Genomic DNA, 21610 nt, shown 5'->3' with positions numbered 1-21610 from the left:
TCAGGTTTTGAGAAGGTCGGTCTGACCTGTTTTTCATCCCTCGTGGCTCGGCAACAAGGTGATGGCACTAGCGTGCCAGCATCCCCTGTACTGGTGGCCAACCGGCCATCAGCACTGGAATTCGGTGTCTACATAATCCGCCCGGTACGTCGTGTTGCCGTGCAGCAGCGCCCAGGCCACTCGCACGGTTTTGTTGGCCAGGGCAACGGCCGCCTTGTTCTTGCCCACGCGGTCGACCAGCGCTCTCAGCCAGTGGCTTTTGCTGTCCTGCTTGTCGCCCAGCCGCTGGATTACCGAATGCGCCCCGCGGATCAGCGCGGCCTTGAGGGAGAGCTGGCCGGTTCGGCCTATCCCCGTCATGGCCACCTTGCCGCCGCTGCTGAACTGGCGCGGTGTCAGGCCCAGGTAGGCCGACGCCTGTCGTCCTTTGCTGAACGCCTTGCCGTTACCCAGGGCGCTGTAGAGCTGGGTGGCAACGACGGGGCCGACGCCTTCCACGGCCTGCAGCCGCTGACACGCCGGAATGGCGCGGCTCAGCTGCTCCATTTGCTTGTCCAGGCGGTGAATGCGCTCATTTTGATGGTCCAGCTCGGCCATTTGGTCGGCCAGCAGCTCGCGTATCGTGAACGTCAGTTCGTTCTCCGCGTCCTCCAGCACACGCCACAGGGTCCGCTTCAGGGCCGCCTGACCGCGCCCGGAGACAATGCCGTATTCCTGCAGCAGGCCATGTACCTGGTTGATCAGCTGGGTGCGCTGTTTGATGTAACGATCTCGGATGCGATGCAGGCTCTGCAGGTCCTGCTGCTCCAGGTTTTTCTGAGGCACAAAACGCATGTGGGGTCGCAACCCGGCCTCCACGATCGCCAGCGCATCGTTGGCATCGGTCTTATGCCCCTTGCGAAACGGGGTGACAAACTGCGGTGCAATAAGCCGTACCTCATGCCCCATGGCCTGGAACTGCCGCGACCAGTGATGCGAGCCGCCGCAGGCCTCCATGAAGACGCGACAGCTTGGCTGACGCCGCAGGTAATCCAGCAGCTCCGCGCGCTTCAGCACTTTGTTGGTACGAACGCGTTGTTGACGGGTATTCACGATGCACACCTGAAACGCCTGCTTTGCCAAATCAATGCCAATCGCCGTATGCTGGTTCATGACTCTTCCCCCTCTTTTGGTGGTCTCAACGCCATTCTGCCCGATGAGGCATCGGAGTGGGGAGGAGTCCCTTTCATTGAGCGTCGCGAAGCAATCTCGGGGTGTCGTGCCCATACCACCGGCAAGGAGATCACTTCGCTTCGCTCGTATCCATAGCGGATTTACTCAAACGTGAGCTGCCCGTCCTCTGCCGAGACGCGGATCACGCTGCCGGGGGCAAACCTGCCCGCCAGCAGATCCTGGGCCAGGGGGTTTTCGATCCGGCTCTGGATCGCCCGCTTGAGCGGCCGGGCGCCGAACACCGGGTCAAACCCGGCCACCGCCAGCTGGGCCATGGCGTCATCGCTGACGTCGAGGCTCAGGTCGTGCTCGGCCAGACGCTCGCGCAAACGCTCCAGCTGAATGCCGGCAATGGCCTGGATCTGCTCCTGACCCAGGGCGTGGAAGACCACCACTTCGTCGATGCGGTTGACAAGCTCCGGGCGGAAATGGCTGCCCACGACCTCCATGACTGCGCTGCGCATGGTCTCGTAATCGCCGCTTTCCGTATCGCTCTGGTCGCCGCCCATGCGCTGGATAATGTCCGAGCCCAGGTTCGAGGTCATCACGATCACGGTGTTGCGAAAGTCCACCGTGCGGCCCTGGCCGTCGGTGAGTCGGCCGTCTTCCAGCACCTGGAGCAGAATGTTGAACACGTCCGCGTGGGCCTTCTCCACCTCGTCGAGGAGCAGCACCGAATAGGGCTTGCGGCGCACGGCCTCGGTGAGGTAGCCGCCCTCCTCGTAGCCCACGTAGCCCGGGGGCGCGCCGATCAGCCGGGCCACGGAGTGCTTTTCCATGAACTCGGACATGTCCACCCGCACCATGGCCTCTTCGGTATCGAAGAGGAAGGTGGCAAGCGCCTTGCACAGCTCGGTCTTGCCCACCCCGGTGGGGCCAAGGAAGAGAAACGAGCCGTTGGGCCGGTGCGGGTCGGCAAGCCCGGCCCGGGAGCGGCGCACGGCGTTGGACACCGCCTGCACCGCCTCGGCCTGGCCGATCACCCGCTCGTGCAGGGCGTCTTCCATGCGCAACAGCTTTTCGCGCTCGCCCTCGAGCATCTTGGCCACGGGAATGCCCGTCCAGCGCGATACCACCTCGGCGATTTCTTCCTCGGTGACGTTGGAGCGCAAGAGCTGATGGGTAGCGGTATCGGCCTCTTCGCTTTCGCTGCTTTCGGCCACCTTGCGCTCGAGCTCGGGAATGGTGCCGTACTGGATTTCCGACATCCGCCCCAAATCGCCCTGGCGCCGGGCCTGCTCCAGGTCCAGCCGGGCCTGTTCCAGCTCGGCCTTGAACTGCGCCGCACCCTGGATGCTGGCCTTTTCCGCCTTCCAGATTTCGTCGAGGTCGGCGTACTCGCGCTCAAGCTCGTGGATCTCTTCTTCCAGTGCTTCCAGGCGCTTTTGCGAGGCGGCGTCGGTTTCCTTCTTCAGCGCCTCGCGCTCCATCTTGAGCTGGATCAGCCGGCGGTCGAGCCGATCCATCTCCTCGGGCATGGAGTCCAGCTCCATGCGAATGCGCGACGCGGCCTCGTCCACCAGGTCGATGGCCTTGTCGGGCAGCTTGCGATCGGTGATGTAGCGGGTGGAAAGCTTGGCCGCGGCGATGATCGCCGAGTCGGTGATATCCACTCCGTGGTGGACTTCGTAGCGCTCCTTGAGCCCGCGCAGAATCGCCACGGTATCCTCTTCGTCCGGCTCGTCCACCAGCACCTTCTGGAAACGGCGCTCGAGCGCGGCGTCCTTTTCGATGTTCTGGCGATACTCGTCCAGGGTGGTGGCGCCCACGCAGTGCAGCTCGCCCCGAGCCAGGGCGGGCTTGAGCATGTTGCCGGCATCCATCGAACCTTCGGCCTTGCCCGCCCCGACCATGGTGTGCAGCTCGTCGATAAAGAGGATGATGCGACCCTCTTCCTCGGACAGCTCCTTGAGCACGGCCTTCAGCCGCTCCTCGAACTCGCCGCGGAACTTGGCCCCGGCCAGCAGCGCCCCCAGGTCCAGCGCCAGCACGCGCTTGTCCTTGAGCCCTTCGGGCACTTCGCCGTTGACAATGCGGCTGGCCAATCCCTCGACGATGGCAGTCTTGCCCACGCCGGGGTCGCCGATGAGCACCGGGTTGTTCTTGGTGCGCCGCTGGAGCACCTGAATGGTGCGGCGGATCTCGTCGTCCCGGCCGATCACCGGATCGAGCTTGCCGTCCAGGGCCCGCTGGGTCAGGTCCTGGGTGTACTTTTCCAGCGCCTCCCGGGACTCCTCGGCGTTGGGGTCGGTGACGTTTTCGCCGCCGCGCACGTCGTCGATGGCGGTTTCCAGCGCCCGGCGTCCGATGCCCGCCTGCTTGAGCGCGCGCGCCGCGTCGCCACCGCTCTCCAGAGCGGCCAGCAGCACCAGCTCCGAGGCGATGAACTGATCGCCGCGCTTCTGGGCCTCGCGGTCGGTGAGGTTGAAAAGCTTGATCAGCTCCTTGGACGGCTGCACGTCGCCGTCGAACTGGCTGACCCGGGGCAGGTCATCCACCTGGCGGCTCAGGGTGTCGCGCAGGGTGGAAGCGTTGCCGCCGGCCTTTTCCACCAGCGACTTCATCCCGGTATCGGCGCTGTCCACCAGCGTCATCAGCAGGTGCGCCGGCGCTATCTGGTTATGGCCCTGCCCCACGGCCAGCGACTGGGCATCGGCAATGGCGTTTTGCAGTCTGGCAGTAAACTTGTCGAATCGCATGAACGGTATTCCTCCCGGCATGGCAAGGCGGCCAAGCGTACTTGGTACTCGGCACTCGGCGCGCCGGCCATCCTCTTGATCATCAGGCCGCCGGGCGGAACGCCGTCCGGCGGTGTCGTTTGCCTAGAGAGATGGCGCCGGGGGGGACGCGTTTCAAGTGGAAGGCGTCGGGCGCTCGTCAGTCCAGCCAGATGACGCTTGCCATCCGCCCGGTCTGGCCGTTGTCGCGGCGGTAGGAGTAAAAACGCGACTCGCTGGCGGTGCAGAAGTGCCCGCCGCTGACCTCATCGATGCCCAGTCGCTCGAGGCGCAGCCGGGCCAGCCGGTAAAGGTCGGCCATGTAGTGGCCCAGCCGGTAGGGGCTCAGGTCGAAGGCGTCTTCGGCCTCGGGGTGCACGGCGACGAAGGCGTCGAAGACTTCGGGTCCGACCTCGAACTGGGCGTTGGAAATCGCCGGCCCCAGCCAGGCGATGATTTCTTCTGTCGGGGTGTTGAGCGCCGCCACCGTGGCTTCCAGCACGCCGCCGGCAAGCCCGCGCCAGCCGGCATGGGCCACGGCCACCCGGGTGCCGGTGCGGTTGCAGAAAAACACCGGCAGGCAGTCGGCGGTGAGCACCACGCAGGCGTAGTCGGCGCTGTCGGCCACGGCGGCGTCGGCCTCGGGGATCTCGCTTTGCAGCGCGGTGCGCCGGGGATAGTGCTGCTGCACCCGGGCGCCGTGGGTCTGGTTGAGCCACAGAAACGGCCGTTCGTCGCCGGTTTGCCTGGCCAGCAGACGCCGGCACAGGGCAACGTGATCGGCGTTGTCGCCGACGTGGGTCGCGACGTTGAAGGCGGCAAAGGCGCCCTGGCTGGGGCCGGTCTCCCGGGTGGTAGCAAAGGCATGGACGTTGGCCGGAGCCGGCCAGTCGGGGGTGATCAAGGTCGGAGTCAGATCCGGCGCGTCGCTCATCTCGTGCTCTCCCGGCTCATCGCATGGTCTCGTGGTCTTCGCGCAGGTAGTCGAGGAGCATCAGCAGCTCATCCGGCAGCGGCGCGCGGAAGGAGACTTCCTGGCCGCTTTCGGGGTGCACAAACCCCAGCCGGCGGGCGTGTAGCGCCTGGCGGGGAAACTCGCGCAGGATCTCCTTGAGCGGCTCCGCCGCGCCCGGGGGCAGCTTGGGCCGGCCGCCGTACAGCGCGTCACCGATCAGCGGGTAGCGGGCGTGGGCCAGATGCACGCGGATCTGGTGGGTCCGCCCGGTTTCCAGCCGGCAGCGCACGTGGGTGTGGGCGCGAAAGCGCTCGACCACGCGAAAGTGCGTGACCGCCGGCTTGCCCGAGGCGTTCACCGCCTGGCGTTTGCGGTCCCTGGGGTGGCGGCCGATGGGCGCATCCACGGTGCCGCCGGCCACCGGCGTGCCGATCACCACGGCATCGTACTGGCGAGATACCGTGCGCGCCTGGAGCTGTTCGACCAGCGCGGTTTGCGCGGCCAGCGTCTTGGCCACCATCAACAGCCCCGACGTGTCCTTGTCCAGGCGGTGGACGATCCCCGCCCGGGGCACGTCGGCAATCGGCGGGTGGTGATGCAAGAGCGCGTTGAGCAGCGTGCCGTCGGGGTTGCCGGCGGCGGGATGGACCACCATCCCCGCGGGCTTGTTGACGACCAGCAGGTGGTCGTCTTCGAACACCAGGTCCAGCGGAATGTCCTGGGCGACGAAGCGCTGCTCCTCTTCCAGGGTGGCAAAAAGCGCCAGGGTTTCGTCGCCCACCAGGCGATTCTTGGGCCTGGCCCGGGCGCCGTCCACGGTCAGCTCGCCGCGGTTGATCCAGGCTTTCAGGCGCTCGCGGGAATAGTCGCTGAACAGCTCGGCCGCCGCCTGGTCCAGCCGGGCACCGGCCAGGCCGGTCGGCACGCGCGCGGTGGCGTCAACGGTGCGGGTCATAAGGATTCCTTGCCCCGAGCACGTCGGCGATGCCTGCGTTTTGCCTCGAGGTGTTTTATAGTGTATCAACTGCGTCCATTCTACCACGGCCATCGCCGCATTTCGGCGATCACGGCTTGATTGTCACGAGGAACTTCATGCGCGCTTTTTCCGCAGCGACCCGGCTTGGCGCCGTCGCGCTCAGCCTTACGCTACTCGCCGGCTGTGCCAGTAACGATACCGACCCCTTCGCTGACGAGGGAAAATACGCCAACACCGGTGAGCGCGAACTCTACGAGCTCGCCCGGGACGCACTCGACCGCAGCCTCTACACCACCGCCATCGAGCGGCTGGAAGCGCTGGATTCGCGCTACCCGTTTGGCAAGCACGCCGAGCAGGCCCAGCTGGAGCTGATCTACGCCTACTACGAAAGCGGCAAATGGGAAGAAGCGCGCGCCGCGGCGAGCCGCTTCGTGCGCCTGCACCCTGACCACCCCCAGGCCGACTACGCCTACTACCTGCGCGGCCTGGCCGCCTGGCAGGCCGGGCGCTTCAGCCTCGAGCGGATGCGCGTGATCGACATATCCAAGCGGGACCTCGGCGCCACCCGGGACGCCTACAACGACTTTCGCGACCTGCTCACCCGCTATCCGCAAAGCGACTACGCCCCGGATGCCCGCCAGCGCGTGGTCTACCTGCGCGACCTGCTGGCCCGCCACGAGCTGCACGTCGCCGATTACTACCTGCGCCGGGGCGCCTTTGTCGCGGCGGTGAAGCGCGGCCGCTGGGTGCTGGAAAACTACCCCGAATCCAGCGCCGGCCCCGATGCCCTGGCCACCATGGTGGAAGGCTACCAGGGGCTGGGCATGAACGACCGTGCCCGTGAAGTGCTCCAGGTGCTCAAGGAGAACGCGCCGGATCACGACCAGCTGAAAAACGGCGCGTTCAAGCCCAGGCATTAATGCCTGTGGGGGCCTGGCGGGCCCTGTGGCGAAACCTTCGCCGAATAAATTCAGCTCCCACCACCTAGCCCGCCACTTGCTGAAAGGCGGGCTTCTTCAGTCGCCGGGCTGCCAGCCGTTGACCAGCGGGTAGCGCCGGTCGCGGCCGAAGCCCCGGGGCGTCACGCGTACGCCCACCGGCGCCTGGCGGCGCTTGTACTCGCAGCGGTCCACCAGCTTGACCACCTGATAGACGTCGTCGCGCTCAAAGCCCAGAGCGATAATCGCCTCGGCGCTCATGTCGCCCTCGATATAGCGCTCGAGAATGGCGTCGAGGACGTCGTAGTCGGGCAGCGAGTCGCTGTCCTGCTGATCCGGCGCCAGCTCCGCCGACGGCGGGCGCTCGATGACCCGTTCGGGAATCGCCGGGGACTGGGTGTTGCGCCAGCGCGCCAGGCGGTAAACCCAGGTCTTGTAGACATCCTTGATGGCGTTGTAGCCGCCCACCATGTCGCCGTAAAGCGTGGTATAGCCCACGGCGATTTCGCTCTTGTTGCCGCTTGCCAGCACCATCAGCCCTTTCTTGTTGGACATGGCCATCAGCAGCACCCCGCGGCAGCGCGCCTGCAGGTTTTCTTCGGTGGTGTCGCGCTCGGTGCCCTCGAACACCTCGGCAAGCGAGGTCATGAAGGCTTCCACCATGGGCTCGATGGGCATGACGTCGTAGTGCACGCCGAGCATTTCGGCCTGCCGGGCGGCGTCCTCCCGGGAGATCTCGGCGGTGTAGCGATACGGCATCATCACCGCCTGCACCCGCTGGGGTCCCAGCGCATCCACGGCGATGGTCAATGAAAGCGCCGAGTCGATGCCGCCGGAAAGCCCCAGCACCACGCCGTCAAACCCGCTTTTGTTGACGTAGTCGCGAAGCCCGGTCACCAGCGCGCAGTAAAGGCTCTCTTCAGGCTCGACGTCGGGCTCGATCTCGCCGGACATCACCGTCCAGCGGCTGGCGCTTTGCTGGCGCAGCGCCACCGGCATCAGCCCCGGCTGCCAGTACGGCGCCAGCACGGCAAGCTCGCCTTCGCCGTTCAGGCAGCAGGAGCCGCCGTCGAACACCAGCTCGTCCTGGCCGCCAATGGCGTTGACGTACACCAGCGGGCACTGCGCCCGGGCGGCGCGGGCCTCCATCAGGCGCAGGCGCTCGGCGGGCTTTTGCCGATGGTAGGGCGAGGCGTTGAGGGTGACGATCACCTCGGCGCCGGCGTCACGCGCGGCCTCCAGCGGCGCTTCGTCCCACACATCCTCCCCGATTAAAAGACCAAGCGACACGCCCCGGTGCTCGTAAACCAGGGGTGTCTCCCCGGGCGTGAAGTAGCGCTGCTCGTCGAACACCTGGTAGTTGGGCAGTACCTGCTTGGCGTACTCGGCTTCCCACTGGCCGTTGTAAAGCACGCCGGCCAGGTTGTAGCGCTTGCCTTCGCGCACGCCGGGATAGCCCATGATCACCATGACGTCCGGGGACACCTTCTCCGCCATGACGGCCCGAGCCTCGCGCAGGCGGGCCTCCAGCGAGGGGCGCAGCAGCAGATCCTCGGGCGGATAGCCGGACAGAAACAGCTCGGGGAAAACGACGATATCCGCCCCGTGCTCGATGCGCGCCTCGCGCACGGCCTCGACGGCCCGGGCGGCGTTACCCGGAATATCTCCCACCAGGGGGTCGAACTGCGCCATCACCAGCGTCAAATCTTGCATGGGCGTTGACATCTCTTGAAAATCCGAAGTCGTGTGAACCGGAAAGCCGAGCGCAAACAGCGCCGAATGCGGCCCCGGCTCAGGTGTATACCGCTGTTTTTATACGGCGTCTTGTGGCATTGTCCCGCAAGCACTGCCGGCTGGCAAAGGCCAGCCGCGCACGATTCTCGGGAGACACTAAGGATGAACCTCTTGATCATTCGGCTGATTCTTTTTGGCGTCATATTTTTCGCCGGCCTGAAGCTTTACGGCATCTACCGCGAATGGAAGCTCGAACGCGAGGCGCGCCTTGAGCGCGAGCGTCGCCACGAAGGCGGGCAGATGGTGCGCTGCCGCTGGTGCGACGTCCACGTGCCGGAAAGTGAAGCCCTGCGCGAACGCGCCGAATGGTTCTGCTGCCCCGCCCACCGCGATCGTTTCCTCGCCGAGCAGGACAAGACCTCCTGAACCGCCGCTGCGCTTCCGTCCTGAACCTCCCGACCCGCCTCCGCCGCCTGCGGGCACCTGGCAATATCCTACCGCCCCTGTCCGCTTTGTCTTACGCCCGCCCGTCTTCACGCTTCTAGCTTGATGGCCATAGTCCCACGTTCGGCACGCGCCGGCGGCAAAGCGCCCGGCGTCGGGAACCCTGCCATCGTGAACACAGGCATCGTGGACACAGGCACCGTAGCCATAGAGGAGACGCGCCATGGCAGCGAGCGCGCAGCGGGGCACAACACTACTCGAACTGCTGGTGGCGCTCGCGCTGGTCGCGCTGCTGGCAAGCGTGGGCTATCCGCACATGCGCGGCCTGACGGAGCGCAGCGCCCAGCGGGCGGCGCTAAGCCAGCTGCAAAGCGCGCTGACCCTGGCCCGACATACGGCCATCACCCGCAGCGAGCGCGTCTTCGTCTGCCCCCGGGCCGGCAGCGCCAACGCCTGCGGCCTCGACTGGAGCCGCACCCTGCTGGTCGTCACCGGCGACACCCGCGCGCCGCTGCCCGCGGAGCGCATCGTGCGCGCGCTGCCGGATAGCGATGCCCGCATTACCTACAACCGCGGCTGGCGGCGCGTGCGCTTCAGTCCGCTGGGCCACAGCAGCGGGCACAACGGCACCTTTACCGTGTGCCCGGCGGGCAACGTGACCTCCGGCGGCAATAACACCCTGGTGCTCAGCCAGCTGGGGCGCATCCGAGTGACTCATACCCCCGATGGCTGCGCCGCCTCCTGAGCGGGCAGGCAGTGGCTCAGGCCAGGCCTTCCAGATAGCGCTCGGCGTCGAGTGCCGCCATGCAGCCGCTGCCGGCGGAGGTGACGGCCTGGCGATAGACGTGATCCATGACGTCGCCCGAGGCGAACACCCCGGGCACGCTGGTGGCGGTGGCGTTGCCGTTAAGCCCCGAGGTTACCTCGATATAGCCGTCGTTCATGGCCAGCTGGCCTGCGAACATGTCGGTGTTGGGGCTATGGCCGATGGCGATGAACACGCCCGGGACGACCAGCTCCTTGGTGCTGTCGTCCCGGGTGGACTTGAGCCGCGCGCCGGTAACGCCGGTGCTGTCGCCCAGCACCTCGTCCAGGACGTAGTTCCACTCCAGCACCACCTTGCCTTCGGCGGCTTTCTCGAACAGCTTGTCCTGGAGAATTTTTTCCGCCCGCAGGGAGTCACGGCGGTGCACCAGGGTGACCTTCGAGGCAATGTTGGTCAGGTACAGCGCCTCTTCCACGGCGGTGTTGCCGCCGCCCACCACGATGACTTCCTTGTTGCGATAGAAAAACCCGTCGCAGGTGGCACAGGCCGAGACCCCCTGGCCCATGAACTGCTGCTCCGAGGGCAGGCCCAGATAGCGGGCGCTGGCGCCGGTGGCGATGATCAGCGCATCGCAGGTGTAAACGCCGTTGTCGCCGGTGAGGGTGAAGGGACGCTTGCCCAGGCTCACCTCGTTGATGTGGTCAAACAGCACCTCGGTATCGAAACGCTCGGCGTGGACCTTCATGCGCTCCATCAGCGCCGGGCCCTGCACGCCCTCGGCGTCCCCCGGCCAGTTGTCCACGTCGGTGGTGGTCGTCAGCTGCCCGCCGGCCTGCATGCCGGTAATCAGCAGCGGCTCCAGGTTGGCACGCGCCGCGTACACCGCCGCCGTATAGCCGGCCGGGCCGGAGCCGAGAATGATCAAACGTTCGTGCCGCGTTTCCATGAAAACACCTTTCTTCGTCAACAGGGTAATGAGTCCAACAAAGCCATGAGCCAAGCGGTGGCATGAGCCGGCCCGCGCGCTGTGCGCCGGGCCCGTGCAGGGTGCGCCCGGCGCGGCAGATACGCAAGGCCAGGGCCGGCCGGACCTTAGCCATTGGGCGTAGATCCTTGAAACCGGCCTCGTCAGCACCCATCTACTATGGCTAGGATGAGCCATACTAAAGGAAAGCCGCTAAAGAAGAACAACGGCCGTCGCGCCGGGCTATCCGTGGTCTAGTCAGCAGAGGAGAAAGGCATGAGCAAGATACCCGATACGCGCCAGACACTCGATGTCGGCAGCCAGACGTATCATTACTACAGCCTTCCCAAGGCAGCTGAGGCGCTGGGCAACATCGACCGCCTGCCCAAGACGCTCAAGATTCTACTCGAAAACCAGCTGCGCTTCGCCGACGACGAAAGCGTCGAGGCCGACGACCTTCAGGCACTGGTCGACTGGCAGAAAGAAGGCAAGTCCAGCCGCGAGATCGGCTACCGCCCTGCCCGGGTGCTGATGCAGGACTTCACCGGCGTGCCCGGCGTGGTCGACCTGGCCTCCATGCGCAACGCAGTACAGGCGCTCGGCGACGACCCGGCACGTATCAACCCGCTCTCGCCGGTGGATCTGGTCATCGACCACTCGGTGATGGTGGACGAGTTCGGCAACCCCCAGGCCTTTACCGACAACGTGGAAATCGAAATGAAGCGCAACCGCGAGCGCTACGAGTTTCTGCGCTGGGGCCAGCACGCCTTTGACAACTTCCGCGTCGTGCCGCCGGGCACCGGTATCTGCCACCAGGTCAATCTGGAATACCTGGGCAAGACCGTCTGGTCCAAGGAGGTCGACGGCAAGACTTATGCCTTCCCCGACACCCTGGTGGGCACCGACTCCCACACCACCATGATCAACGGCCTGGGCATTCTCGGCTGGGGCGTGGGCGGTATTGAGGCCGAAGCCGCGATGCTCGGCCAGCCGGTATCCATGCTGATTCCCGAAGTCGTCGGCTTCAAGCTCGACGGCAAGCTGCGCGAAGGCATCACCGCCACGGACCTGGTGCTGACCGTGACCCAGATGCTGCGCGACAAGGGCGTGGTGGGCAAGTTCGTCGAGTTCTACGGCGACGGCCTGAAAGATCTGCCCCTGGCCGACCGCGCCACCATCGCCAACATGTCGCCGGAGTTTGGCGCCACCTGCGGCTTCTTCCCGGTGGACGAAGAAACCCTGCGCTACCTGCGCCTGACCGGCCGCGACGACGAGCAGATCGAGCTGGTCGAGGCCTACGCCAAGGAGCAGGGGCTGTGGCGCGAGCCCGGCGCGGAGCCGATCTTCAGCGACACCCTGGCGCTGGACATGGGCGACGTGGAGGCCAGCCTCGCCGGCCCCAAGCGTCCCCAGGACCGCGTGGCGCTTGGCGACATGAAGAAAACCTTCGAGCGGATCCTCGAAGAGGAAAGGAAAACCAGAGAAACCAAGCCCGGCGTCCAGCGCAACGGGTCCGAAGAGAAAGGACGCCTGTTTTCCGAAGGCGGCCAGACCGCCGTGGGCGTGGAGCGCAGCTACGAAGAGCCCGAAAGCCAGCCGGTGAACTACCGCGGCCAGGAGTTCAAGCTCAACCCGGGCGCTGTGGTCATCGCCGCCATCACCTCGTGCACCAACACCTCCAACCCCAGCGTGATGATGGCCGCCGGGCTGCTGGCGCGCAACGCGCGGGAGAAGGGCCTGGCCACACAGCCGTGGGTGAAGACCTCGCTGGCGCCCGGCTCCAAGGTGGTCACCGACTATCTCGCCGCCGCCGGGCTCAACGACGACCTGGACGCCCTGGGCTTCAACCTGGTGGGCTACGGCTGCACCACCTGTATCGGCAACTCCGGCCCGCTGCCCGACGAGATCGAAAAGGCCGTCAACGACGGCGACCTGACCGTCGCCTCGGTGCTTTCGGGCAACCGCAACTTCGAAGGCCGCATCCATCCCCAGGTCAAGACCAACTGGCTGGCCTCGCCGCCCCTGGTCGTTGCCTACGCGCTGGCCGGCAACGTCCAGGTCGACCTGAGCGAAGAGCCGCTGGGCAAGGACAGCGACGGCAACCCGGTGTATCTCAAGGACATCTGGCCCAGCCAGGCCGAGATCGCCAGGGCCGTAGAGCAGGTCAACACCGAGATGTTCCACAAGGAATACTCGGCGGTGTTCGAAGGCGACGAGACCTGGAAGGCCATCGACGTGCCCCAGAGCCAGGTCTACGAATGGCCCGACTCCACCTACATCCAGCATCCGCCCTTCTTTGACGGCATGAAGCGCGAGCCCGAGGCCATCGAAGACGTGAAAAACGCCCGGGTGCTGGCGATGCTCGGCGACTCGGTCACCACCGACCACATCTCGCCGGCCGGCGCCATCAAGCCCGACAGCCCTGCCGGACGCTACCTGCAGGATCACGGCATCAAGCCGGTGGACTTCAACTCCTACGGCTCCCGGCGCGGCAACCACGAAGTGATGATGCGCGGCACCTTCGCCAACGTGCGCATTCAAAACGAAATGCTCGACGGCGTGGTCGGCGGCGAGACCCGCCACGTGCCCACCGGCGAGCAGATGGCGATTTACGACGCCGCCATGAAGTACCAGGAGGAAGGCACGCCGCTGGTGGTCATCGCCGGCAAGGAGTACGGCACCGGCTCTTCCCGGGACTGGGCGGCCAAGGGCACGCGCCTGTTGGGCGTGCGCGCCGTGATCGCCGAGTCCTACGAGCGCATCCACCGCTCCAACCTGATCGGCATGGGCGTGGTACCGCTGCAGTTCCCCGAGGGGCAGGACCGCAAGGCGCTGGGCCTGACCGGCGACGAAGAGGTCTCCATTGAGGGGCTCTCCGAGCTGACCCCGGGCGGCGACGTCAAGGTCACCATCAAGACCGCTGACGGCAAGGAGCACAAGCTCGACGCCAAGTGCCGCATCGACACCGACAACGAGCTGGCCTACTACCGCCACGGCGGCATCCTGCACTACGTGCTGCGCAAGATGATCGGCGCGGCCTAAACCGCCAACGCCGTCACGCAAAAGCCCCGCAGGCCTGGCCTGCGGGGCTTTTTTTGTCCTTGAGCGGCAAAGCGCCTAGATGGCGCTACGCCGGTACGTGCGGTACTCGGGTTCCCAGCAGTTGCGCGCAATGGCCTCGCGCAGCCGGTTGCCGTCGGTTTTCAGCGCCACGCCGTCGTGCTGGGCCTGGGCGGCGACCTCGAAGGCGATCGCCATGCTGATCTCGCGGATGCGCGACAGCGCCGGCAGCAGCGCGCCCTTGCCCTCCTTGACCAGCGGCGCTTCCCGGGCCAGCGCCCTTGAGGCGCTCATCAGCATCTCGTCGGTGACCTTGGAGGCGTTGGCCGAGACCACGCCAAGGCCGATGCCGGGGAAAATATAGGCGTTGTTGCACTGGGCAATGGGAATGCTGCGGCCGTTGTGCACCACCGGCTCGAAGGGGCTGCCGGTCGCCACCAGGGCGGCGCCGTTGGTCCACTCCAGAAGGTCTTCGGGCACTGCTTCCGCCTGGGAGGTGGGGTTGGACAGCGGAAAGATCACCGGGTTTTCGCAGTGTTCGTGCATGGTGCGCACCACACGCTCGGTGAAGATGCCCTTCTGCCCGCAGACGCCGATCAGTACGGTCGGCTTGACCTGGGCGACGGTTTCGTCGAGCCCCTGGCCCTGCCATTCGGCGGCTACCGAGGGGTCGTGGGCCAGCCGGCGCTGGAAGTCCCGGTGCCAGTCCTGGTCGGTGGTCATCAGACCGTCGCGGTCGACCATGTAGACCCGCTCCCGGGCCTTTTCTTCGCTCATCCCCTGGGCCTGCATGGCGACGATGACCTGCTCGGCGATGCCGCAGCCGGCGGAGCCGCCGCCGACAAACACGATGCGCTGGTCGGCAAGCGTCTGCTGGCGCGCCTGACAGGCGGCCATCAGCGTGCCGACCACGACCGAGGCGGTGCCCTGAACGTCGTCGTTGAAGCAGCACAGCTCGTCGCGGTAGCGCTCCAGAAGCGGCACGGCATTGGCCTGGGCGAAGTCCTCGAACTGGACCAGGGCGTTGGGCCAGCGACGCTTCACCGCGGCGACGAACTGGTCCATGAAGGCGTCGTACTCTTCCTGGCTCACGCGCTTGTGGCGCCAGCCCATGTACATGGGGTCGTCGAGCAGCGCCTGGTTGTTGGTGCCCACGTCCAGGGTGATCGGCATTGTATAGGCCGGGCTGATGCCGCCGCAGGCGGTATAAAGGGCCAGCTTGCCGATGGGAATGCCCATGCCGCCGATGCCCTGGTCGCCAAGCCCCAGGATACGCTCGCCGTCGGTCACCACGATGACCTTGATCTTTTCCTTGGTCGCGCTGCGCAGGATGTCGTCCATGTAGTCGCGGTCGGGGTAGTTGATGAACAGCCCCCGGTGGTTGCGGTAGATGTTGGAAAACTCCTGGCACGCCTTGCCCACCGTGGGGGTGTAGATGATCGGCAGCATTTCTTCCAGATGCTCCGAGACCAGGCGGAAATACAGCGTCTCGTTGTCGTCCTGGATGGCGCGCAGATAGATGTGACGCTCCAGATCGCTGTTGCACTGCTGATACTGGCGATAGGCGCGTTCCACCTGATCCTCGATGGTCTCCCGGTCCTGGGGCAGAAGCCCGATGAGGTTAAAGGCCACGCGTTCTTCCCCGGTAAACGCACTGCCCTTGTTCAGCAGCGGCATTTCCAGCAGGGCGGGGCCGGCGTAGGGGATATATAATGGGCGCTTGCTCGTGGTCATGGCTACTCTCTACCAGATGAATCGACTAACCGTTGCGGCCGGCAGTGGCGGCCAGGGCGCGTTGCCACGCCCCTGGCCGGAGCGGCCCACCAGTCTTGAATACCGGCTGTGAAACCGATTGTGGAAAACGTTTTTGAAAACAGTCTTGTTCAATGTAACACGCCGGCGACGCAAAAACCGGCGTCATCCTCAGTTGGCATAGCCTATGGTGCCAGGCTAAGACGTCTTGGCCACGGGTCGCCGTGCCGCCTCGCCGGTGAAGAACAGCGGGCGCAGCCTAACCCCCAGCATATTGCCGGCAAAGGCGGCTAACAGCCACAGCCAGCCGTGCAGGCTGCCCGAGGCAATGCCGCTGAAATAGGCGCCGATGTTGCAGCCAAAGGCCAGCCGCGCGCCGTAACCCAGCAGCAGGCCGCCGATCACCGCCGCCGCCAACGAGCGCAGCGGAATGCGAAAGTTGGGCGCAAAGCGCCCGGCAAGGTTCGCCGCCGCCAGCGCGCCGAGCATGATGCCGACGTTCATCACCGTGGTGATATCGCCCCAGACGCTTGCCTCCAGGGCAGCGGCGTTGCCCGGCGACTGCCAGTAGCCCCACTGGGTAACGTCGCCCCCCAGCAGCGAAAAGCCCTTGGCCCCCCACAGCGCCAACGCCGAGGTAATGCCCCAGGGCCGCCCGGCAAGGGCGAGGGTGGCAAAGTTCAACAGCGCCAGCGCTACCGCCCCCGCGAGCAAAGGCCAGGGGCCGGCCAGCAGCCGGCCAAACCCGCGGCGCGGCGCCGGGGCGGCGCGTTCCAGCTCGCCGTAGCGGCGCTTTTCGAGCACCACCGTGACCGCGGCAATGGCGGCGAACAGCAAAAGGCTGATCGCCATGCCGCCGTAGGCGCCGCCGACGTTGACAAGCGACACCGGCGGCAGCGCCGGCAGCTCCGTCCAGAAGCTAAAGTGCGCGGTGCCGATCACCGAGCCGACGATGAAAAACACCAACGTGATCAGCATGCGGGCGTTGCCACCGCCGGCGGTGAACAGCGTGCCCGAGGCGCAGCCGCCGCCCAGCTGCATCCCCAGACCGAACAGAAAGGCGCCCACCAGCACCGAGATACCCAGCGGGGCCACAAAGCCCTCCACCGCCATGCCGTTCAGGCTGCCCGCCCCCAGCGCGGGGAAAAACAGCACCACGGCGACGGCCAGCATCAGCATTTGTGCGCGCAGCCCGCGCCCCCGGCGCCGGGTGATCAGCACCCGCCAGGCCGAGGTAAAGCCGAAGGCGGCGTGGTAGAGCACCGCGCCAAAGAGCCCGCCGACAATCAGCAAAAGACCGATATTGGCGGCAAACAGCGCGCCGAGCAGCACGCTGCCCAGCATCACCGCGGCCGTTGCCAGCCCGGCAATGCGGTAGCGCGCTACCGGCGGCGGCGCTTCGCCCTCAAAAGCGTCACTCATCGCGTTCGTCCCGTTATTGACTGCACCATTGTGGATGGAACAGTGATTGACTGAGCAGTGATGAATCGAGCAAGCGTCAGATAAAGCGGCCAAGCCCCACGGCGTGGCGCAGCCTGTCCATGGTCACGGCGGCCTCTTCCCGGGCGCGCTCGGCGCCCTGCTCGAGCACCGCCTCGATGTGGCCGGGGTCTTCCATCAGCGCATTATAGCGCTCCCGGGGGCCGCTCAGGTGAGCGTTGAGGTGCTCGAACACCGCGTTCTTGGCGTCGCCCCAGCCGATGCCTTCGGCGTAGCGCTTGCGCATGGCGGCGGCTTCCTCCGCCGTGGCAAAGGCCGCGTAGATCTGGAACAGCGTGCAGCTGGCGGGGTCCTTGGGTTCGCCGGGCTCGAGGGAGTTGGTCTTGATCTTGCGCACCAGCTTCTGCAGCTTCTTCTCGGAGACGAACAGCGGAATGGTGTTGTTATAGCTTTTGGACATCTTGCGTCCGTCGAGCCCGCCCAGCACCTCGACGCTTTCGTCCACCGCCGCCTCGGGCAGGGCAAAATACTCGCCCTTGTAAAGGTGGTTGAAGCGCCCGGCGATATCCCGTGCCATCTCGATGTGCTGGATCTGATCGCGGCCCACCGGCACGCGGTTGGCGTTAAACATCAGGATGTCCGCCGCCATCAGCACCGGGTAGCCAAAAAGGCCCATGGTGATGCCCTTGTCGGCGTCCTGGCTGCCGGCCTCCTGGTTCTCGGCTACCGCCGCCTTGTAGGCGTGGGCGCGGTTCATCAGCCCCTTGGCCGAAACGCAGGAGAGCATCCAGGTGAGCTCGGGGATTTCGCGGATGTCGGACTGGCGATAAAAGACGGCGTTGTCGGTATCCAGCCCCAGGGCCAGCCAGGTGGCGGCGATTTCCAACCGCGACTGCTGCACGCGCCTGGGGTCCTGGCATTTGATCAGGGCGTGGTAGTCGGCCAGAAAGTAGAACGTCTGCACGTCGGGATTCTGGCTTGCCTCAATCGCGGGCTTGATGGCGCCCACGTAGTTGCCAAGATGGGGCGTGCCGGTGGTGGTAATGCCGGTCAGCACGCGGGTTTTGGGTGAATCGGTCATGGTTACGCACTTCTTCAGCAAGGTCAGGCGGCTATTATCACACAGTTGGCCACGCCGCTATAAGCGCACGGCCTGCACTACGACTCATCAGCTGAGTCTAATGCCACCAAAAACCTTCGCCTGTCCCGCCACCACTTGTACCGCCGCCCGCTGATGCTGAGCCGCCAGTGCAGCTCGTCAAAGACCCCGCTGCGGTGAAGCTTGAAGAGCCACTGAGCTCCACTTCGTTGCCCCAAATGGCCCCCGTCAGAGTGCTTGAACCCTCAATTTCTATCTTAGATTGTGGTGCATAGATCTTAGCCACGACGTGCGCACTACCGCTAATCTCAACATCTCCGCCATCATCGTCATCTTCATCACCCAAGGCGTAAATTACCAAGCGGGGCTGACCGTTTTCATTAATGACACTGTCGCCGCGCATATCCAACGCGCTATGCAGCTCTACCTCACCGGTCACAAATACCGTTAAAGCGGCCTCCTCGCCAGAAAACACAAGGCTTTTTCCGCCACCATCGCCCAAGGTGAAATCATCGTCGACTACAAGCACGGTATTGGTTTTAACCTCAAGAATCCCGTTATATTGATCAAAATCTTCGATACGCACCACCGTGGCCTCCCCATCTAGGCAAGGAATATAAGACACATCTAGTTTATCGCCCTCCACTAACAGTTCTTTTTTACTACTTTTTTTATTAAAAACCTTGAGCCCTTCGTCTTCAAAGTAGCCATCAACGCGCGGATAATCCCCCACCTCTATTTCATCATACCCATAAATTGGGCTCTTTAATTTCCTTGTATGCTTGTCAACCAGTTTATATAGGCTTCTGACATCGGGAAGTCCAGATGAAGAAATGAAACCATCATAGTCAATATTGCCGTCGCCTTCTTTTTTATTTATATCGTCATCATTCCACCGGTCGGGCACCTCAATATCGCCACCCGCTTCAATCTCACCACCCACTTTTGAACCGCCGCTAATTTCAACATTGCCTGGGGTTTTCACATTACCGCTAATGCTGGAGCTACCCTCAAGCTCGACACCGTCTTCGTCACCAGACTCCACATTGCCCTCTACGCTGGAGTTACCATCAAGCTCCACCTCACCCAAAGTTTTTATGTTACCTACAACTTTCGCACTACCTTCCAGCTCGACACCCTCTTCGCCGCTTACCACAGTAATATCGGCATTATCATCAGACGGCACCCTAACCGTGTAAGCAAAAGAGGCCACATATTCGTTAATGTTATTTTTATCCATACTCTGGGATTTTACCTGACCAACAACAACCTTCCTTTCTTTTTCATTATCCACGCAATTAAAAGCATAATAACCTAAAGATATTTTGTTTTTCTTAGGAAGAGAAAAATAGTCGCTAGAACTTCGGGCTTTTTTATCAATCACTTTTTCTCGAAATTTTTCACACGGCCCAACCCGTGGAGCTTTTTTCATGTCGGCAAAATATGCTTTTGCTGCTCCCGACTCTGCGGCCATCTGTGCCAAGACGGAAGCACGATAATTACCCGCCAGGCGTTCGTTGATCAACGATCCCTGCATCCCGGAAACACCGACGATCATTGCGCCGGCCAGCAGCGCCAGCACCACCACCAGCGCCGCACCTTTTTGCTTATGCATTGCCTACCCGCCCTTATAGCACCTTGGCTATTCCATATTCATCCGATCAATCGTCGTCGTCGTCGTCGTCAGAAGTATCGGGATTTTCGCCAGCGCCGGAGAGATACTCCGTCAATACCCACTCTCGCTTGGTAACATGGAACGTGATCGACTCACCGTTTTTTTCCAGCGGTAGGGGAATTTCAACGACGTTCTGCGACCAGGCAGGATTCTCCACCGCGCAGTCTTCCTCCGAGGGTTCGATGCTTTCCAGCGGGCGATCGAACGTGATCAGCGGCTGGCCTTTTCTGGCTTCATCGCTCAATGTACATTTGCACTGACCTTCCGACCCAATCTCGCACTTCAACTCATAGCGCGAATCTCCACCTTCTTTATTCTGCCGTATCCTCGCACTCAACGTATGGGCAGCAAAAATCACCGCTTCCTGCTTGCGGCTCAGCTCATCTACCTTGTTGAAGGTTTGCAGGGTGATAAGGAACAGCGCCCCCGCGCCCAGCACGATCAGGCTGCCGATCAGCAGGGCGACCATCAGCTCGATGAGAGTAAAACCGGCCTGGCGGGATATGGGCATCTGGCACCTCACGTTTTGCTCGGCAGGCGCACAGTATAGGTCACGCTGCCGTAGCCATCGTCGTCTTCGGTGTTGTCCAGCGTCACGGTAATCGTGTAGGTGCAACTATTTGAGGCGATATTCAAATTGGCGTTGCGCAGGGGATTGGCCGGCGTATCGCGTTCCCAGCGCGTTTTCCAATCCGTTTTTACGCCGGAGAAGCCCAGCTTGTCGGCCGTACAGCCGTCAGCGCTTCTGAGCCCTTCCCACAGCCGTTCCTGGGCATCCACCGCGGCCAGGGTGGCTACCGAGTGCTGGTAGCTGCGGGTGGCGCTGTGCAGGGCCTTCAGCTGCAGGGCGGCAGCTCCCATCAGCCCGAAGGCGAGAATGGCCAGCGCCACCAGCGCTTCGATCAATGTAAAGCCACCCTGCCTAGGCATCTTTGTCGTCCTCTATTGTCAACCCGCCGGCCTTGCTGATCTTGATGATGCGTGGCTCTCCTGCCCCGCTACCGACAGGCTCAATAGCCAGCTCGCACGGACAGCCTTTGCCTTCCGCCATTCCCAGGGGGCCATACGTTACCTCCACCTCATCAGGGGTAAAACTAACGTTCTTGCCGCCCCCCGTCACGCGCCTGACCAGCGTGTCGCCTTCCCGAACCTCTATCGTCCAGCCGCGCTCATTCGGCTGCACTTCCACGCTTACCTGCACTTCGCGACGCTGCTTGATCGCCTCGCTGCGGGCGAGCTGAAACGCCGATGCTATCTGGTTTACGTCGGCCGCGACCTGCTGGCGGGCGAGCAGGCCGGTAAAGCCGGGCACCGCCACCGTGATCAGCAGTATCGCCACGGCCAGGGCGACCAAAAGCTCGATCAGGGTAAAGCCGCGCGCTCGCCGCATTACCAGCACTCTGTATCACGCTCGGGATCATCATCCGGAAGACGTTTGCCGCTGCTTTCAAGCTTCAGGATTGCACAGCCGTCTTTGGCGCGGGTGCCGCCTGTGGCGATAATCCTGTACTCACTGGCTGTGGGTGACGTTTCAAACTTGGTGTATAGCGCGCTTGTCGCTTCATTGGCCTTTTTTGTGGCCGAGTCGCAGTTTTGATAGCTGTAACTGTCGGTATAGCAGCGCTCCAGCCGACGAGCGATATCCATCATCACCGTTTGGGCCTCAGCACGCTGGCTGCGCTCAATGTAGGAGGTATAGGAGGGATAGGCGATCGCCGCCAGAATGCCGACGATGGCCAGCGCCACCAGCGCTTCGATCAGAGTGAAGCCGCGCTGGCCGTCATCCGGACGGCCAGCGCGGGAAAAAGCGGAGCGATAAAGCACGATAACGGCTCCCTGCGGTCGGCTTATACGCTGTCAGTATGTCCCAAGCCGCGG

Annotated in this window: 18 protein-coding genes; 4 read left to right on the top strand and 14 right to left on the bottom strand. The window is 63.9% G+C overall.

Annotated features, from left to right (window positions below; translation table 11 throughout):
• Positions 1-108: 108 nt before the first annotated feature.
• From P1P91_RS02720 to rluD, 4 genes are all read right to left on the bottom strand, one after another.
• Entirely contained in the window at positions 109-1152 is a 1044-nt protein-coding gene (locus tag P1P91_RS02720; RefSeq protein WP_311882070.1) for an IS110 family RNA-guided transposase, read from the bottom strand.
• A gap of 161 nt (positions 1153-1313) precedes the next feature.
• Positions 1314-3911 carry an ATP-dependent chaperone ClpB gene (gene clpB, locus P1P91_RS02715; RefSeq protein WP_311884357.1) on the bottom strand — a complete coding sequence of 866 codons (2598 nt, stop codon included), beginning with the start codon at positions 3909-3911 and terminating at the stop codon, positions 1314-1316.
• A 178-nt stretch (positions 3912-4089) separates the two neighbouring features.
• Positions 4090-4863 carry a peptidoglycan editing factor PgeF gene (gene pgeF / locus P1P91_RS02710; protein ID WP_311884356.1) on the bottom strand — a complete coding sequence of 258 codons (774 nt, stop codon included), beginning with the start codon at positions 4861-4863 and terminating at the stop codon, positions 4090-4092.
• A gap of 16 nt (positions 4864-4879) precedes the next feature.
• Positions 4880-5839, bottom strand: coding sequence for a 23S rRNA pseudouridine(1911/1915/1917) synthase RluD (gene rluD / locus P1P91_RS02705; RefSeq protein WP_311884355.1), 960 nt, complete (start codon positions 5837-5839; stop codon positions 4880-4882).
• Positions 5840-5976: 137 nt separating this feature from the next.
• Between rluD and P1P91_RS02700 the strand changes: the two genes are divergently transcribed.
• Positions 5977-6780: an outer membrane protein assembly factor BamD gene (locus P1P91_RS02700; protein ID WP_311884353.1), complete on the top strand. Its 804-nt coding sequence runs from the start codon at positions 5977-5979 to the stop codon at positions 6778-6780.
• 96 nt (positions 6781-6876) lie between these two features.
• Here the strand turns inward: P1P91_RS02700 and P1P91_RS02695 are convergent, their stop codons facing one another.
• A complete protein-coding gene (locus P1P91_RS02695; protein ID WP_311884352.1) occupies positions 6877-8511 on the bottom strand; it encodes an NAD+ synthase in 1635 nt (544 codons plus the stop codon).
• Positions 8512-8694: 183 nt separating this feature from the next.
• On the opposite strand from P1P91_RS02695, the gene P1P91_RS02690 reads away from it, so the two are divergent.
• Both P1P91_RS02690 and P1P91_RS02685 read left to right on the top strand, forming a co-directional pair.
• On the top strand, positions 8695-8958 hold the full coding sequence (locus P1P91_RS02690; RefSeq protein ID WP_311884350.1) for a PP0621 family protein: 264 nt from the start codon (positions 8695-8697) through the stop codon (positions 8956-8958).
• Positions 8959-9199: 241 nt separating this feature from the next.
• Positions 9200-9721 carry a GspH/FimT family protein gene (locus tag P1P91_RS02685; RefSeq protein WP_311884348.1) on the top strand — a complete coding sequence of 174 codons (522 nt, stop codon included), beginning with the start codon at positions 9200-9202 and terminating at the stop codon, positions 9719-9721.
• Positions 9722-9737: 16 nt separating this feature from the next.
• Here the strand turns inward: P1P91_RS02685 and trxB are convergent, their stop codons facing one another.
• The gene (trxB, locus tag P1P91_RS02680; RefSeq protein ID WP_311884346.1) at positions 9738-10688 is read right to left on the bottom strand and encodes a thioredoxin-disulfide reductase; all 951 of its coding nucleotides are present in this window, start codon (positions 10686-10688) and stop codon (positions 9738-9740) included.
• Between the two features lie 294 nt (positions 10689-10982).
• Here trxB and acnA point away from each other — a divergent pair, with 294 nt between their 5' ends.
• Positions 10983-13748 (top strand): aconitate hydratase AcnA, encoded by a 2766-nt coding sequence (gene acnA, locus P1P91_RS02675; protein WP_311884344.1) that lies wholly within the window; start codon positions 10983-10985, stop codon positions 13746-13748.
• Positions 13749-13823: 75 nt separating this feature from the next.
• On the opposite strand, the gene P1P91_RS02670 is transcribed toward acnA, so the two are convergent.
• The 8 genes from P1P91_RS02670 to P1P91_RS02635 all read right to left on the bottom strand — a co-directional run bounded on the left by P1P91_RS02670 (position 13824) and on the right by P1P91_RS02635 (position 21556).
• Positions 13824-15500, bottom strand: coding sequence for an NAD-dependent malic enzyme (locus P1P91_RS02670; RefSeq protein ID WP_311884342.1), 1677 nt, complete (start codon positions 15498-15500; stop codon positions 13824-13826).
• Positions 15501-15716: 216 nt separating this feature from the next.
• Positions 15717-16940 carry a YeeE/YedE family protein gene (locus P1P91_RS02665; protein ID WP_311884340.1) on the bottom strand — a complete coding sequence of 408 codons (1224 nt, stop codon included), beginning with the start codon at positions 16938-16940 and terminating at the stop codon, positions 15717-15719.
• Positions 16941-17016: 76 nt separating this feature from the next.
• Positions 17017-18039, bottom strand: coding sequence for a tryptophan--tRNA ligase (locus P1P91_RS02660; RefSeq protein ID WP_311884338.1), 1023 nt, complete (start codon positions 18037-18039; stop codon positions 17017-17019).
• A gap of 97 nt (positions 18040-18136) precedes the next feature.
• Positions 18137-19672, bottom strand: a complete 1536-nt coding sequence (locus tag P1P91_RS02655; protein WP_311884336.1) for a DUF7305 domain-containing protein — start codon at positions 19670-19672, stop codon at positions 18137-18139.
• A gap of 46 nt (positions 19673-19718) precedes the next feature.
• Complete coding sequence (locus P1P91_RS02650) at positions 19719-20243, bottom strand: PilW family protein (RefSeq protein WP_311884334.1); 525 nt, start codon at positions 20241-20243, stop codon at positions 19719-19721.
• Between the two features lie 8 nt (positions 20244-20251).
• Positions 20252-20662: a prepilin-type N-terminal cleavage/methylation domain-containing protein gene (locus P1P91_RS02645; protein WP_311884332.1), complete on the bottom strand. Its 411-nt coding sequence runs from the start codon at positions 20660-20662 to the stop codon at positions 20252-20254.
• On the bottom strand, positions 20655-21122 hold the full coding sequence (locus tag P1P91_RS02640; RefSeq protein ID WP_311884330.1) for a GspH/FimT family pseudopilin: 468 nt from the start codon (positions 21120-21122) through the stop codon (positions 20655-20657). Before P1P91_RS02640 ends, P1P91_RS02645 begins: the two co-directional genes overlap by 8 nt.
• A complete protein-coding gene (locus P1P91_RS02635; protein WP_311884328.1) occupies positions 21122-21556 on the bottom strand; it encodes a type IV pilin protein in 435 nt (144 codons plus the stop codon). The genes P1P91_RS02640 and P1P91_RS02635 overlap by 1 nt, the downstream gene beginning before the upstream one ends.
• Positions 21557-21610 lie beyond the last annotated feature (54 nt).

It is taken from the genome of Halomonas piscis (assembly GCF_031886125.1).
GTDB classification, from domain to species: Bacteria; Pseudomonadota; Gammaproteobacteria; order Pseudomonadales; family Halomonadaceae; genus Vreelandella; species Vreelandella piscis.
This window is presented reverse-complemented; position numbering and strand designations above follow the sequence as displayed.